This is a genomic window from Candidatus Goldiibacteriota bacterium HGW-Goldbacteria-1 (genome assembly GCA_002839855.1).
In the GTDB taxonomy this organism is placed as follows: Bacteria; Oederibacteriota; PGYV01; order PGYV01; family PGYV01; genus PGYV01.
Window position 1 is genome coordinate 1 of sequence record PGYV01000003.1, and the last position, 15951, is coordinate 15951.

18 protein-coding genes and 1 tRNA gene are annotated in these 15951 nt (G+C 41.9%); 18 read left to right on the forward strand and 1 reads right to left on the reverse strand.

The window, feature by feature from the left end; genetic code table 11:
* Window positions 1–157: 157 nt before the first annotated feature.
* A tRNA-Glu gene (locus tag CVV21_03020) sits at window positions 158–232 on the forward strand.
* Between the two features lie 171 nt (window positions 233–403).
* Here CVV21_03020 and CVV21_03025 read toward each other — a convergent pair.
* Window positions 404–586, reverse strand: a complete 183-nt coding sequence (locus CVV21_03025; protein PKL92299.1) for a hypothetical protein — start codon at window positions 584–586, stop codon at window positions 404–406.
* A 166-nt stretch (window positions 587–752) separates the two neighbouring features.
* Between CVV21_03025 and CVV21_03030 the strand changes: the two genes are divergently transcribed.
* The 17 genes from CVV21_03030 (at window position 753) to CVV21_03110 (ending at window position 15946) form a co-directional block, all read left to right on the forward strand.
* Window positions 753–1082, forward strand: coding sequence for a four helix bundle protein (locus CVV21_03030; GenBank protein PKL92300.1), 330 nt, complete (start codon window positions 753–755; stop codon window positions 1080–1082).
* Window positions 1083–1174: 92 nt separating this feature from the next.
* Window positions 1175–1912 (forward strand): ABC transporter ATP-binding protein, encoded by a 738-nt coding sequence (locus tag CVV21_03035; GenBank protein ID PKL92301.1) that lies wholly within the window; start codon window positions 1175–1177, stop codon window positions 1910–1912.
* Window positions 1897–3009 (forward strand): hypothetical protein, encoded by a 1113-nt coding sequence (locus CVV21_03040; protein PKL92302.1) that lies wholly within the window; start codon window positions 1897–1899, stop codon window positions 3007–3009. Before CVV21_03035 ends, CVV21_03040 begins: the two co-directional genes overlap by 16 nt.
* Window positions 3010–3771, forward strand: a complete 762-nt coding sequence (locus CVV21_03045; protein PKL92303.1) for a hypothetical protein — start codon at window positions 3010–3012, stop codon at window positions 3769–3771.
* Between the two features lie 48 nt (window positions 3772–3819).
* Window positions 3820–4191, forward strand: a complete 372-nt coding sequence (locus tag CVV21_03050) for a hypothetical protein (GenBank protein PKL92304.1) — start codon at window positions 3820–3822, stop codon at window positions 4189–4191.
* Window positions 4192–4310: 119 nt separating this feature from the next.
* Entirely contained in the window at window positions 4311–5399 is a 1089-nt protein-coding gene (locus CVV21_03055; protein PKL92305.1) for a type IV pili twitching motility protein PilT, read from the forward strand.
* A gap of 20 nt (window positions 5400–5419) precedes the next feature.
* Window positions 5420–6625: a pilus assembly protein PilC gene (locus tag CVV21_03060; GenBank protein ID PKL92306.1), complete on the forward strand. Its 1206-nt coding sequence runs from the start codon at window positions 5420–5422 to the stop codon at window positions 6623–6625.
* 101 nt (window positions 6626–6726) lie between these two features.
* A complete protein-coding gene (locus CVV21_03065; protein PKL92307.1) occupies window positions 6727–7191 on the forward strand; it encodes a hypothetical protein in 465 nt (154 codons plus the stop codon).
* The gene (locus CVV21_03070) at window positions 7124–8002 is read left to right on the forward strand and encodes a prepilin peptidase (protein PKL92308.1); all 879 of its coding nucleotides are present in this window, start codon (window positions 7124–7126) and stop codon (window positions 8000–8002) included. Before CVV21_03065 ends, CVV21_03070 begins: the two co-directional genes overlap by 68 nt.
* 18 nt (window positions 8003–8020) lie before the next feature.
* Window positions 8021–9151, forward strand: coding sequence for a hypothetical protein (locus CVV21_03075; protein ID PKL92309.1), 1131 nt, complete (start codon window positions 8021–8023; stop codon window positions 9149–9151).
* Window positions 9148–9723 (forward strand): hypothetical protein, encoded by a 576-nt coding sequence (locus CVV21_03080; protein ID PKL92310.1) that lies wholly within the window; start codon window positions 9148–9150, stop codon window positions 9721–9723. The genes CVV21_03075 and CVV21_03080 overlap by 4 nt, the downstream gene beginning before the upstream one ends.
* A gap of 3 nt (window positions 9724–9726) precedes the next feature.
* On the forward strand, window positions 9727–10317 hold the full coding sequence (locus CVV21_03085; protein PKL92311.1) for a hypothetical protein: 591 nt from the start codon (window positions 9727–9729) through the stop codon (window positions 10315–10317).
* On the forward strand, window positions 10314–10763 hold the full coding sequence (locus CVV21_03090; protein PKL92312.1) for a hypothetical protein: 450 nt from the start codon (window positions 10314–10316) through the stop codon (window positions 10761–10763). Before CVV21_03085 ends, CVV21_03090 begins: the two co-directional genes overlap by 4 nt.
* Before the next feature lie 62 nt (window positions 10764–10825).
* On the forward strand, window positions 10826–13153 hold the full coding sequence (locus CVV21_03095; protein PKL92313.1) for a hypothetical protein: 2328 nt from the start codon (window positions 10826–10828) through the stop codon (window positions 13151–13153).
* A gap of 9 nt (window positions 13154–13162) precedes the next feature.
* Window positions 13163–14347, forward strand: coding sequence for a chorismate synthase (locus CVV21_03100; protein ID PKL92314.1), 1185 nt, complete (start codon window positions 13163–13165; stop codon window positions 14345–14347).
* Window position 14348: 1 nt separating this feature from the next.
* On the forward strand, window positions 14349–14864 hold the full coding sequence (locus CVV21_03105) for a shikimate kinase (protein ID PKL92315.1): 516 nt from the start codon (window positions 14349–14351) through the stop codon (window positions 14862–14864).
* The gene (locus tag CVV21_03110) at window positions 14852–15946 is read left to right on the forward strand and encodes a 3-dehydroquinate synthase (protein ID PKL92316.1); all 1095 of its coding nucleotides are present in this window, start codon (window positions 14852–14854) and stop codon (window positions 15944–15946) included. The genes CVV21_03105 and CVV21_03110 overlap by 13 nt, the downstream gene beginning before the upstream one ends.
* Window positions 15947–15951: the final 5 nt, after the last annotated feature.

Here is a 15951-nt window from a genome sequence, read left to right on the forward strand (position 1 = left end):
TACCGATCATGTCCTAATATTTTAAGCTTTTTAAGGTGTATACGATGTCTATCCTTATTCCCAAAATAAAGGTAAAATAATATTGACAAATGCTATACCGTATAATATAATTTGCAGGTTCTAAAAGACTAAAATTACAGTTAAATAGATGATAAACGTCCCCATGGTCAAGAGGTTAAGACACCGCCCTTTCACGGCGGTATCGGGAGTTCAATTCTCCCTGGGGACGCCAAAAAAAATAGCCGGCTTTATTTAGCCGGCTATTTTTTTTGTGCGAGAAAGGTGAGAGTAGAGAGTAGATAAACCAAAAACAATCAAGACCACTGCCGATTTCCACTCAAACCACCTTTCGGTCACCTTTCACCTTTCTCCTCTCTGAATTGTTTTATATCAGGTGGCTTTTTTATTTTGGCGAGAAAGGTGAGAGTAGAGAGTAGATAGGAGATAAACCAAAAACAATCAAGACCACTGCCGATTTCCACTCAAACAACCTTTCTCCTCTCTGAAAGACCTTGCCTTTGTAATGTTTTGTCGCCTTTCTACTTTCTCCTCTCTGAAAAACCTTGCCTTTGTAATGTTTTGTCACCTTTCTACTTTCTCCTCTCTGAAAGACCTTGTCTTTGTACTGTTTTGCCGCCTTTCTCCTATCTGAAAGTATTTTCCTGATTGCCTGTGATTTTGTTTTGTAGTAATATATTCCCGAAATAACTTCATAGAGGGGGTTGTATAAAATGGCGTTTATATTTTAAAACCTGCATGTGTATCAAAAAGCAGTAGATTTTGCCGAGCAAATTTCCAATCTGACTGATCATTTCCCAAAAGGAAACTATTATATTGTTGACCAGCTAAATCGTGCCGCTTTATCAATTTCGCTGAATATTGCCGAAGGCAATGGTAAGTTCACGGGTAATGATAAGAAAAACTTCTTTTTTATAGCCCGGGGTTCAACACATGAGTGTGTTCCTCTGCTGGAAATTTCAAAGCGCAAGGGATTAATATCAGAGCCGGAGTGCATGAAGCTAAGTGTACAGCTGGAAGAAATAGGAAAAATGATATCGGGTATGATTACCAGATACAGTTAATATATTTCCTGTTTTTACCCCAAGATGACAAACGTTTTTATTTATGATAATATATCTATATGTTTAATAATTACTTTTAAAAGGACAAAACAATGCTTGAAATAAAAGACCTTTGTGTTTCTATTTACGGCAATGAGGTATTAAAAGGGATTAATCTTACAATTCCCGACGGGCAGACTCATATCTTGTTCGGGCCAAACGGTTCCGGCAAGACATCCCTTCTTATGACGCTTATGGGTTATCCGCAGTATAAAATAACCAAAGGGGAGATAAAATATGACGGCGTATTGTTGAATGACCTGGCAATAGACGCAAGGGCTCGCCTTGGGATGGGGGTCTTCTTTCAGCGCCCGCCGATTATAAAAGGCATGAAGTTAAATGATGTATTAAAAGAGATAATGAAAAAAAGCGGTGTGGATATAAATATAGAAAAAGGCGCGCAGGCGCTTAAACTTACCGGCTTAATAGGGCGCGACATCAACAGCGGTTTTTCAGGCGGAGAGATAAAAAGGTCTGAATTAATGCAGCTGTTCGCGCAAAATCCGCACTTTGTAATGCTTGATGAACCGGAATCCGGCGTTGACCTTGAAAATATGGTAATGCTTGGCGGTAAAATAAGGATGCTTTTAGGGCGTGATATAAAAAAAGAAGAGCGTAAAAAAAGCGCTCTGATAATAACGCATACCGGATACATACTTGATTATGTGGACGCTGACGCGGGCTATACACTATTAAACGGAAAGATTCAGTGCAAGCATGACGCGCGCGTACTTTTTGAACATATTCAAAAACACGGTTTTACGGAGTGTGAATTATGCAGGGAGACGTAATTAAAATTGACGAAAAAGACAGGCAGAAAATTCAGGACATAGGTATTAACACGGACGAAGCCGGCAGAAGCGGCTCTTTTGTGATGGAAAATGACAAAGTTCACCACTTAAGCATAAAGCAGCAGGGGGTGGAAATGCTTGCCATTAAAGAAGCGCTTACGCGCTACCCTGAATTAAAAGAGCTTATGTGGAAACTGGTGGACAAAGATAAAGATGAATACACAAAAGCCGCGTACGAAGAGACACATTCCGGTTATTTCATAAGGGTTAAATCCGGCGTCAAAGCGTATTTTCCTTTTCAGGCGTGTTTCTTTATTAAGCAGGATAAGATGAAACAGAAAGTTCATAACCTTATTATACTGGAAGAAAATTCAGAGATTCACATCATGAACGGATGCGCCGCCGCAAGTTATCTTGCGGAAGGCAGCCATATAGGCGTGACGGAAATATATGTGGGAAAGAACGCGAAACTTATGTACACAATGATACACGACTGGGCAAAAGATGTTACGGTAAGGCCGCGCTCCGCAATTAAAGTGGAAGAAGGCGGAACATATATATCAAATTACATCGCTTTAAGGGACACCAAAATAACGCAGATGTACCCTGTGGCTTACCTTGACGGTAAAGGCGCTGTGGCAAAATTTAACACCCTCGTAATGGCGCCCGAAGGTTCTGTGTACGACCTTGGATCAAAAGTGCTTTTAAATGCACCTGACACGCGCGCGGAAATTATTAGCAGGTCTGTCAGCAAAGGCGGCACTATTATCGCAAGAGGGCACCTGCAGGCCAATTCACCCGGTGTATTCGCGCACCTTGAATGCGACGGCCTTATGTTAAAAGACGGCGGTGTTATTTCGGCAATACCGGAACTGGAAACAAAGTATGCCGATGTCAATATGTCGCACGAAGCGGCAATAGGAAAAGTGGACGAAGAGCAGATTTTATACCTTATGTCACGCGGTATTCCAAAAAATGAAGCGGTATCAGCCATTGTTTCGGGTTTTATGGATGTAAAACTGCTGGGCCTTCCCGATGCGCTGGAAGAAGAAATTAAAAAGCACCTTAAAGTCCTTGAAGAAAGCGAAGGTATTTAAATGAAGAAGTTTTTTTTATTTGTTTTAGTTCCGCTTTTTTTATTTACGGCTTACACGCCTGACCCGGAAGAACATATCAGATTCGGCGCTCCATCCGGAAGCGGCAGAATATTAAAAAAGACAGGTTATGTCCTTATGTATGGCGGCAGCAAAAAAAATCCGTTGTGGGTTTCTTATCATCTGAAAAAAGGGAATATTCCTGAAAAAGCCCTTAAAAACGGCACTTTTACGCCGGATAAAGCCCTGCCGCCGGAATTAAGGACAAAAAGGAATGACTATCCCGCAGATTTTGACAGGTGCCCTATGGCGCCCGCGGTGGATTTATCGTATTCAGAAAAGACATTTAAAGAAGCGTTTTTAATGTCCAATGTCTGCCCCATGGAACCGTGGCTTAAGCGAGGCATATGGAAAGAATTTGAAAGTAAAGTAAGGGCATATGCCAGGTCTAAAGGCGGTGCGTTTGTGATAACAGGGCCGGCATTTAATTACGCGAAAGGTAAAAAGAAAATTATTAAAAATACCGGAATATATGTCCCCACGCACTTCTATAAAGTTGTGCTTTACCAGTCGGATGACGGAGGAATGCATGCGTTTGGTTTTATTATAGAGAACCGCAAACCGGAAAAGAAAATGACAGCGTACGGGACATCTGTGGATGAAGTTGAAAAACTTACAGGTTTTGATTTCTTTGCTGAACTTCCCGCGCAGGTGCAGGCAATTATAGAAAAAGAAAAAGGGTTTCCGAAAGATTTTTTACTATAAAATTTTTGCGGCATAAATAGCAGGCCGCATAGAAAAGAGGGGTTGAAAATGCCGCACGGTGAAATTTATTCGGACAAAAGAAAGCACAACAGAATAGAGAAGAAACTTAAAGTCACATATAAAATCATGAAAGATTCCGATGTGGGTATTGAAGCTGTAGAAAAATCAAAACGGCACGTGGAATCAAGCGATATAAGCATCTGCGGCATCCAGCTTTTATGCGATGAACACTTTAAGCATGAGGATGTTTTACGGCTTGATATTTATGTGGACGGGGAAGAAAAACCGCTTGCCACATTTGCGGAAGTAAAGTGGGTCAAAAAAGATGAAAAAATTGAAAAGTTCAGGATTGGGCTTGAATTCCTTGTCTTAAAAGAAGACCATATTGATGCCATTAAAAACCTTGAAAAACGCCTTTGAAAGTATTGTGTCAGGTAAAAACGCAGTAATTTTTTTACATTTTGATTTGACAGGATATAAAATAACAAATATAATAGTAAAAGATGCAATAGGACAAACAAATTTATCCGGAGGTAATAATGGTAAACATTGACACGCTTTTAAGGATTATGTTTGAAAAAGGGGCATCGGATCTTCATCTTACGGTGGGAGCTCCTCCAATGTTAAGGATAGACGGGGAAATGATAGCGTCAGAATTTGAAAAATTAAGGCCGGATGACTGCCAGCATGTTATATACAGTATTCTAACCGACGAACAGAAAGAAAAGTTTGAAAGGGAAAATGAACTTGACCTATCGTTCGGTGTTGAAGGCATAGGCCGCGTCAGGATGAACGTTTATAAACAGAGGGGCGCGGTGGGAGCCGCGTTAAGACGGATTCCCATGCACATTTTAAGTTTTGAAGAATTGGGCCTGCCGGCTGCGGTTCAGGAAATAGCAAAATTCCCAAAAGGGCTTGTTCTTGTAACCGGGCCTACGGGTTCAGGAAAGTCCACGACACTGGCTTCCATGATAGACTGGATAAATTCCCACAAAGCAGGCCATATTATTACGATAGAAGACCCGATAGAATTTATTCATACGCATAAAAGCTGTATAGTAAACCAGAGAGAAGTGGGCACGGACACAAGGAAATTTTCCGATGCTTTAAAATATGTTTTAAGGCAGGACCCCGACGTAATACTTGTAGGTGAAATGAGGGACCTTGAAACAATAGAAGCCGCGCTTACCATTGCGGAAACGGGGCATATGGTTTACGGCACGCTGCACACGCCTGATGCGGTGCAGGCTATAAACAGGATGATAGACGTATTCCCGGCGCATCAGCAGTCACAGGTAAGGGCGCAGATTTCTTTTGTGCTTCAGGCCGTGGTATGCCAGCAGCTGCTTCCAAAGTCGTACTCTTCCGGAAGGGCGCTGTGCGCGGAAATATTAATTACCAACGCCGCAATAAGAAACTTAATCAGGGAAGAAAAAATCCATCAGATATACTCTATAATGCAGACCGGCTCCGAATACGGAATGAGAACCATGAACCAGTCTCTGGCAGAACTTTACAGCAAACAGCTTGTTACATACAATGAAATATTTGCAAGGACAACTGACCCTAAAGACCTGCAAAGGCTTGTGCAGGGCGGGGGCGGCGGCGGCAAGAGCACCGCATATTAATGCAGCCGGGAGCGAGATAAATGGCAACATATTCTTATAAGGCAAAGACTCCGGACGGAAGGGTAATTGACGGAGTCATTGAAGCGGAAAACGATGAACAGTTAAGCGCCAAGATGAGGTCGCAAAAGCTGGTTGTTGTATCTTTTACAAAACAAAGCGGCGGGCTGATGTCCCTTTTTAAAATGGGGCCCAGGGTATCTACAAGCACTATCGCTATTTTCTCCAGGCAGTTTGCCACAATGATAACAGCAGGATTACCCGTGCTTCAGGCGTTAAATATACAGGTGGAACAGATGGAAGATAAGGTTTTTAAGGACGTGCTTACAAAAGTCAGGGATGACATCGGCGGCGGCGCCAACCTTTCAGACGCCATGTCGAAATTCCCGGGGGTATTTAATACTCTTTACTGCAGTATGATTAAAGCCGGTGAATTATCCGGATCTCTTGACCTTATTCTTGACAGGCTTTCCACCTTCCTTGAAAAGGGTGAAGCTTTAACTAAAAAGATAAAAGGGGCAATGACATACCCGGCGACAATTCTTGTCATAGCGCTTGCGATAACGGTTATTCTTATGGTAAAGGTTGTTCCGTCTTTTTCTATGATATTTGAAAGCTTCGGCGGAAACCTTCCGGCGCCCACTCAGTTTCTTCTGAATTTCTCCAATTTTGAACAGAAATACGTCCTTCATGAAATCATAGGGGTGGCATTGTTAGTGGTAATATTTATTGTCACTAAAAAGACAGTAAAAGGCGCTTTTTTTATAGATTCAGTGATTTTAAAAATGCCTGTTTTTGGGCCTTTGACAAAAAAAGCCACAGTTGCAAGGTTTTCAAGGACGCTTGGCACGCTTTTAAAAAGCGGTGTCAGCATCCTGGACGCCATTGAAACGGTCGCGCGCGCCGCGGGAAATAAAGTAATTGAAAAAGCACTTATGGATGTCAGGGCTGCGGTCAGGGAAGGGCAAAGTTTAACAGACCCCATGAAAGCCACTAAATTGTTCCCTTCTATGGTTGTACAGATGGTCTCGGTAGGCGAAGAAACCGGTGCTTTAGACGATATGTTATTAAGAATGGCAAATTTTTATGATGAAGAAGTAGATAACGCCGTTGACAGCATGATGGCAATGATAGAGCCCTTAATAATGGCGTTTTTAGGTGTGGTTGTAGGTGGGATGGTTATAGCCATGTTCCTGCCTATGTTCTCTATGGGAAGCATGGTCGGGTAGCTATACAAAAAAACATACAAAAAAACTTGACAAAATAAAAAAGAAACAGTATACTTGTTATAGAAAGAAGAAGTAAAAAAATTAAAAGGAGGTGAACGTAGATGAAGAAACAGAATGGTTTTACGCTTATCGAGTTGATGATCGTTGTTGCGATCATCGGTATCTTGTCTGCAGTTGCAATCCCGAAGTTCTCTGACATGTTGGAAAAATCAAGAGAAGGCGCAACAAAGGGAAACGTTGGAGCCATAAAGTCAGCGGTATCAATTTATTATGGTGACAATCAGGGTCAATTCCCGGAAGATCTTGATACAGCCCCGGATAAATTTGGAGCGTATCTTGACAGAATGCCCCCGGTTAAGGTAAAAGGTCAGCACAATCCGAACCCGCTTAAGGGAACCGTTATTACTGTTACTGTAGATACAGAAAAAGCATTGGCTACAAAGTCGGATAATATTGGTTTAGACACAGACGGTTGGAGATATAACAACAAGTCAGGCGATGTTTGGCTTAACAATGCGCAGCCGGATACAAAAGGTGTTACTTACTCGATTTACGGTTACGAATAACAGTTATGTAAAAAAAAGCCGCGGCTTAACTGCCGCGGCTTTTTTTATTTTCAAATTTAAAATTGGGGGTTTAATGAACTCTGAAATTATATTCGCCGGAACAGTGCTTATTATATTTATATACGGCGCTGTTATAGGCAGTTTTCTGAATGTATGTATATACAGGATTCCCGAAAACAAATCCATTGTTTCGCCGCCTTCCGCGTGCCCTGAATGTGGAAATTTCATCAAATGGTATGATAATATCCCTATTTTAAGTTATTTTATACTTGGAAGAAAATGCAGGTTTTGCGGGGAAAAGATATCAGGCAGATACCCAATAATTGAATTTATGACGGGTTTACTGTTTGTTTTATTTTTTATTAAGTTTGGGGTTGAAAAAAACTATTTTTTCTATATAATAATGGTAGGTTATCTTATAACGTTAGCATTAATAGATATTGACAGAAAAATTGTACCTGATGGTATTTTGAAGTATATGTGCATAACCGGTGCGGTTTTTTCAGTCTTTAAGTTTGGCGGAATTAACCTGTTTGAAGGCATTATAGGTGCAACGGCAGGCGGCACGCTTCTGCTTATATTGAACTACTTTACTAACGGAAAGATAGGGGAAGGTGATATTAAGCTTGCAGCAGTGCTGGGTATGTGTGTCGGGGCTGCGGCGGTATTTGATATAATTTTCTACTCTTTCATAGTTGGCGGTTTTGTGGCAGTGTTCTTGTTGGTTACGGGAAAGAATGGAAGAAAGGACGAAATTGCTTTTGTGCCTTTTATCGCCGCGGGTTTTATTTTAAAATACCTGCTGGCGTAAAAAATTTAGGGAGAGAAAATGGCGCTTGATATGTTTTCCAAAGGGATTGTCGGGCTTGATATCGGCAGTTCCAGCATTAAAGCGATCAAACTTAAGAAAAATAAAGACGGCTATGAATTAACGGGCGCCGAAATAATAAACCTTTCATCTGATTCCGTAGAAGACCTTGATCCGGAAGCCAAACATACCCTTTATGTGAACACACTTAAAAAAATATTAAAACAGAAAAATATTGCCGGCAGCAAAGTGATAACAGCTATTCCCGGTGATTCCGCAATTATACGTTATATTAAAGTTCCGTATATGTCCGCCGAAGAACTAAAAAATATGATTCCGTATGAATCAGAGCAGTATATTCCGCTTAGTATGGACCAGGTGGTATTTGACTATCAGGTACTGTCTGAAATAGAGGAAGAAAGTCAGAAAAAAATGGAAGTGCTTTTAGTGGCCGTAAAGAATGACATTATGGGCCAGCACATGCAGATGTTAAAAGAGGCGGGCGTGGTGCCTGCCGCAATTGAAGTGGATTCTTTTTCGCTGTGCAATGCGTATGACCTTAATTCAGCGGATCAGTCAGAAGGCGGGATAAAAGCGGACACGGTGGCGCTTATCAATATGGGTTCAAAGCTTACCACAATTACCATAACCGAAAACAACATACCGCACCTGTCAAGGGATGTGGGAATAGGCGGAAACAGCCTGACTAAAGAAATACAAAGGGATTTTAATATAAGTTTCGCGCAGGCGGAAGAACTTAAAAAACAGCAGGCAGTCATAATGGTTGAAAGCGAAGAACTTCTTTTAAGTTCAATGCCGGGCGGCGAAGATGACAAATCGTCAAGGATATTTGAAGCCATAACGCCGGCGTTAAATAAAATGCTTAATGATATCAGAAGGGCCTTTGATTATTATGAAAGCACGGTAAAAAGAAAACCGGTGCAAAAGATTCTTTTAAGCGGCGGCACTTCAAAGATAAAAAACATAGACAGGTTTTTATCAGAACGCCTTGGTATACCTGTAGAGATAAATTATCCTTTTAAGAACGTCAACATAAGTTCAAAGAATTTTGACTTTGATTACCTTAGGGCCAACGCGGTGCATTTTAATGTCGCGCTTGGGCTGGCTTTAAGAGCGGCGGATAAGATATGATAGAGATAAACCTTCTTCCGGCCAAGGTAAAAAAAGCAAAAAAAATGCAGATATTTTATGCGCTGGGCATATTAATAGCCGGGTTTGTGGTGATTGGGCTTGTGGGCGTAGTGGTTGCACAGAGCAATAAAATAAAAGAGACAGACAAAAAGATAAAAAAAATAGAGGCGGAATCCGCGGCGCTTCAGGATAAAATTGAAGAGGTAAAAAAATTCAATGCGCTGGAAGAAGCCCTGACAAAGAAAAGAAAAGTGGTGGAAACCCTTCTTATTAATCAGGCGGCGTGGGTTAAGCTGCTTGACATGCTTGCCGAAAAGATTTATCCCGATATGTGGCTTGTGGAAGTCTCACACGACAAAGAAAAAGCAGAAGGCATACAGGTCAGGGTTGCGGGCTATGCTTCTTCGCGCGCGGTGCTTGCGGATTTTGTAAGGCGCCTGGAAGAAGAAGAATCGATATCGGCAATAGGCATTTCAAAAATAGACATAACAGACAAGTACGGCGCTGGCTGGGTGGGATTCGAATTTAATTTTATATTTGCCACCGGCGCTGTAAAGCCAAAGCAGGGGTAAAATATGGATGTTTTAAAAATGGTTAAAGGCATAAAACTTACACAGAAGCAGCAGACCACAATAGCGGTTGCGGTAATTCTTACAGGGTTAACCGGCTATGCTTACTGGAATTACCTTTACAGCCCCCTTGTAAAAAAATATAAAGCCAAAGCGGTGATACTGGAGCAGAAACAAAAAGACCTGCAGGACGCCAAGAATATGGTATCCAAGTATCCGGAGTTTTTAAAGAGGGCAAGCGCGATAAACAGTGAAACCGAATTTTTAAATTCAAGGCTGCCGGAACAGACCAGTTTTGCCGAACTTATAGAAGAGATATCCAATAAAGCCGCCGCAAGCGACATTACCCTTGTGAAATTTTCGCCTGACAAAGAAACAAAAAAAGGCGAATACACGGAGAGAAGATTTAAATTCGAGGCACAGTCCAACTACAATAACCTTGGCGCCTTTATTACCGGGCTTGGCTACAGCAATATGATAATAGTGTGTGATGAACTTAGAATGAAAATTGATGAAACGGATATTTACGGAAAAAGGAATGTGAAAACAGAGATGATGCTTAAGATTTATAATTATCCAAAGGCGGCGGCTAAATGAAAATAATAAAGCGGGTATTTTTTATACTTGCGGCTTTTATTATTACTGCTGTTTTTGCCATGCCTGTTATTGCTGAAATAGGCGATTTTTCCGCCAAACCTATTTTTGAATATAAGGTTGAAAGCGGAAGGGATCCTTTCTCCCCAAGGCAGCTTATTAAATATGTACGCGGACAGAGCAATGTGCAGATAAGCTCGCTTATGCTTGAAGGCATTACCATAACGGGAAACAGAAAGTCCGCGTTATTACGAACCACCGGCGGTTTTATGTTCAGTTATATTTTTGAAGAAGGAAAACTATACGCGGATAATTCAAAGGTGATAGAGGGTATTACCGGAAAGATACTTAATCAGTACGAAGTGCTTTTACAGCAGGGAGACAGGGAAATACTGTTTAAGCTTGAAAAGGATATGACGGGATATAACATAGGCCCTGAAGAGGAATAATATAATTTACCGGGCCTTATAGGCCCCGTGATAGATAAAATAAAAAGAAAACAGGAGGCGCGATGAAGAATAAATTTGTTTTATTGGCGCTGTTTATTATTTCCATGCTGTTTGTTACAGGCACGGTCAAATTAAACGCGGAGGATGAGGATTTTATAAGCGTTTCTCCCGTTGAAAAAGCTGATACGTCATCGGCAATGGAAGCCGGCGCGGTAAAAGCAGCTGCGGTGGTAAAACCCGCTGCAAAAGGAATTTCTATAACCGGGGTTAATAGTTCTGAAACTGACGCAAAAGTGAAAGTTACCATAAATGTCTCTGATAAGGTAAAATATAAAGCCACGGAATTATCATCGCCTGCAAGGGTGCTTTTGCAGCTTGAAAATACCGCTACAAAATCAGACACCATTCAGGTGGGTAAAGGGGCTGTTGGCAAGGTAAGGCTGGCCCCTCATGATTCCACGGCTTGGGTTGTAATAGACCTTAATTCGGCACAAAAATGGCAGGCAACAAACCAGGGTAACAATATCGTTGTGGAAGTGGATAAGGGCGCGGTGTCTTCTGCAAGAACATCTGCGGAACCGGAACAGCCGGTAAAAAGGGTTTCAGGTATGATATACAGGGTGGTTGATGTGGCGGCGTCAGAACAGGACTCTAAGATAAGAATAATAGTGACCACTGACGGTCCGGCAAAGTACAGAATGATGAAGGATTCCAAAAATAACAGTTTAAAGCTTGATGTTGTGGATGCCGTGTCTTCGGTGGCTTCCAATTCCATTAATGTGAATAAAGGTACGGTAAATAAAATATCCATAACAGAAAATAAAAAGTCCAGGGAAGTAGCAGTAAGCCTTTCTTTGTCAAAAGACTCGCCTTATACGGTTACAAGGGATCATAATCAGATAATTGTGGATGTGGAAAAAGGCGCGGAAACAGTCCAGGCAAAAAGCAAAAATCTTAATTTAAGGCAGAAGATATCAATCAACGTTCAGAACGCAAGTTTACCGGGCGTTTTAAGGATGCTTGCTTCACAGTCCGGTTTTGAATTTACCACAAGCCAGTCAGTGGCGCTTGCTTCACCGGTTACGATGAAAGTTGATAATCAGCCTCTTAGCGTTGTGTTAAGGGATCTTCTTGTTCCGCAGAACCTTTACTACGAAGCCAGGGGAGATATGATAACAATTGGATCCCCGGCAGAAATTAAAAGCGAAAAAGCAATGCAGCCCAAAATGACAAAACACTATTCACCAAGAACCATGAAGGACGCGGATCTGGTGAAGATACTTCAAAAGCAGGTGGCTTCCAATCCCACACTGGATATAATTATTGATGAAGACACGTCGCCGGGTATGAATAAGATACTGATAAACGGCACCAGGTATGACATTGATACCGTAATGGATATGATTGCGGACATAGACGCCACTGACGGCAGCTCGCAGGAGTACAGTTCCGGAATAGTCACCAAGATTTTCAAACTGAAAAATATCAGGCTTATGACAAGGGCCGGCGATACGCTTGAATCCTCCAGTGTGGCCGAATTAAAGGCCATGCTTACAAACACCCTTGCGGCTGATGAAGAGGCAAACTTTAATTTTGATTTAAGGACATCCAGCATTGTTGTGACCGCAAGCCAGACTTACATGAAACGCGTTGAAAAAATAATCGAAGCGCTTGACGTAAGGGTGCCGCAGGTAATAATAGAGGCAAAACTGTATGAAGTTAATGTAAATAATATTAAAGACCTTGGAGTGGCGTGGGATGCAGCTTCACAGAATAATGAGCCGTATATTAAAGGCGAGATGATTCCGCTTGCCATTAACCCTGCAGGCAAGCTGACGCTTGGCACTGTGCTAAGCGGCTTTAAGATTAACGCGTACTTAAGCGCGCTGGAACAGAAAAATGAAGCAAAACTTTTATCCGCGCCAAAGATAGCGGTGCAGTCTGACAGGGAAGCTGTAATAGAGACAATGAGAAGGACGTATTACGAAGTTCAGAATATAGTTACAAACGCCAATTCGGCGCCTATTATCACCACAGAGTATAAAAATCTTGACCTGCCCATATCTTTAAGGGTGGTGCCAAAAATTACAAATAAAAATGAAATTGATATGAACGTGACGGTAAGGGTTGTAAAGCTTGTGGGCACCACATCCACTTCTGCCGGCCCTCCTGATACTTCAGAGCAGGAAGCCACCACGTATGTAAAAGCATCTAACAATGACACTCTTGTAATAGGCGGACTGATGAGCGAGCGCATCTATGACACCATTGAAAAAGTGCCGCTACTTGGCGATATCCCGCTTTTGGGAGAACTTTTTAAGAGTACAAAAAAATCCACAGAGAAGGTGGAACTGATAGTGTTTTTAACCCCTTCTATTGTTGAAGACTGATAACAAGACATGCTAAGATTTCTAACTGCCGGAGAATCACACGGAAAAGGGCTTACCGTAATAATAGACGGTGTGCCTTCAAACATAAAATTATCACCGGATGATTTTGATTGTTATCTGGCGGAACGCCAGAAAGGGTACGGCCGCGGCGGCAGGCAGAAAATAGAAACCGACCGTGCTGAAATAATTTCCGGCATCCGTTTCGGGAAAACCACAGGCGCGCCAATATCTGTTTTTATTAAAAATAAAGATTTTGAAAACTGGGCGCAGAAAATGGACGCCTGGCAGCGCCCGTCGTCGCTTGAAGAACTTAATATACCAAGGCCGGGGCATGCTGATTTGTCCGGCGGAATACGTTACAACCATAAAGATTTCAGAAACGTGCTGGAACGCGCCAGCGCAAGGGAGACCGCCGCCAGGGTAATAACAGGCGCGCTTGCGGTAAAATTTCTTAAACTGTTTGGTGTTGAAGTCTTTGGTTTTACGGATGCTATAGCCGGAGTTGCCGCGCAGTATCCAAAACAGGCATCAATTAAAGATATAAAAAAACTGGCAGAAGAAGCGGATGCGGCATCACAGGCGCAGCTTCGTTTTCCCGATAAAAATAATTCATCAAACGTAAAAGCCGCCATTGACATGGCTGTTAAAGAAGGCGATACGCTGGGCGGAGTTTTAAAAATTATCACTTCCAAATTACCACCCGGGCTTGGCGACTATACGCAGTGGGACAGGAAACTTGACGCAAAGCTGGCTATGGCTTTGATGAGCCTTCAGGCGGTGAAGGGCGTTGAAATAGGCGCCGGGTTTGCCTATGCCGCAGCCACCGGAAGTTCCATGCATGACGAAATTTTTTATTCAAAAAAAGACGGTTATTACAGAAAAACAAATAACTCCGGCGGTATTGAAGGCGGCATGACAAATGGTAATCCAGTGGAAATAAAAGCCGCTTTAAAACCCATCTCCACAGTTCTTAAGGGGTTAAAGTCCGTTAATGTTAAAAATAAAAAAGCTGTTAAGACCGTATATGAAAGGTCGGATGTCTGCGCTGTTCCGGCTGCAGCCTTAATAGCAGAAACCATTGTTGCAGCAGAACTTATGAAAGCTTTCCAGGAAAAATTTGGCAGCGGCGATATTGATTACATACTTTCTAACTATGAAAATTACAAGAAGTACGTGAAGAAATACAGGGTGTAATTTGAAAAATATTGTCCTGATAGGTTTTATGGGGAGCGGGAAGACAACTGTGGGAAAAATAGTATCCCGTATTACCGGTATGAAGTTTGTGGACCTTGACGCGCAGATAGAAAAAAGCGCGAAAACAAAAATAAGCCGTATTTTTGAAACCCGCGGTGAATTATATTTTCGCGGGCTTGAAACAAAAGCGCTGGCCAAAGCGGGGAAAAAAAGTAAAACCGTTATTTCAACCGGCGGCGGAATAATTAAGATGAACGAAAACCGGCCCCTGCTGAAAAAAGCGGGTTTGGTGGTTTATCTTAAGAACTCATTTGCAGTATGCAAAAAGCGCCTTGAAGGCAAGACCGACAGGCCGCTTTTTAATAAAGATAATCTTAAAAGCGCCCGCGCGCTGTTTAAAAGCAGGCTGGAACTTTATAGAAAAGCCGCGGATATAACGGTGGTAACTGACAGGTTAAATGCCGAAGAAGCGGCAAAACTTATAGCTGCAAAGGCGGAAAAAATTTGGAACAGGTAAGGGTAAAGTTAAAAAATAATCCATACACAGTATATGTTGGCGCTGATATCCTTCATAAAACAGGGGAGATTCTTTCCGGCTTTAAAAAGGGAAACAGGGTGCTTGTGGTAAGCAATAAAAAAGTTTTTTCGCTGTATGGAAAAAAACTTATGGCCGGCTTAAAAGGCAGATTCACGGCAGGTATTCATTTAATGAAAGACGGCGAGCAGTATAAAAGGCTTGATGCCGTCGCTTCAATTTATGACGCATGCGTTAAGAATAAACTGGACAGGCATTCGGCAATTATAGCCCTTGGCGGAGGGGTTGTGGGCGACGTGGCGGGCTTTGCGGCTGCCACTTATATGAGGGGCATAGATGTTGTTCAGATACCAACAACCCTTTTGGCACAGGTGGATAGTTCTGTCGGCGGTAAAACCGGGGTGGATCTTACGTCGGGGAAAAATCTTGCGGGCGCTTTTCATCAGCCGCTGTTTGTAATTGCGGATACTGATACTCTTAATACTTTGACGGAAAGGGAATTTTTAAACGGGATGGCGGAAGCGATTAAACACGGCATAATACTTGACTCTGAATATTTTAATTTTATGGAAACAAACAGGGCGGCAATATTAAAAAGAGATAAAGCAGCGGTACAAAAACTTGTAACAAGATCAGTTGAAATTAAAGCATCTGTTGTGGCAAAGGATGAAAAAGAAAAATCAGGATTACGGGCGTTTCTTAATTTTGGGCATACGGCAGGGCATGCCATTGAAGCGGCATTGAATTATAAAGGGTTAAAGCACGGCGAAGCCATTGCGGCTGGTGCGGTTATTGCGGCGGGGCTGTCAAGGCGGCTTAAATTGTGTTCGCAAGAAACAGAAAACAGAATAAATAAAGTATTTTATGAGTATAACCTGATAAAACCTTTAAGAAATCTAAAAAACACCCAAATTATAAGCAGGTTATCAGGGGATAAGAAAGCAAAAAATGGTAAAATAATATTTGTATTGACAAAGGAAATTGGCTGTGTTATTTTAAAGGAAATTACTGATTTTTCGGCCATTAAAAAGGAATTAAATCGTTTTAACAGTTTGCTTTCTTAATAAGG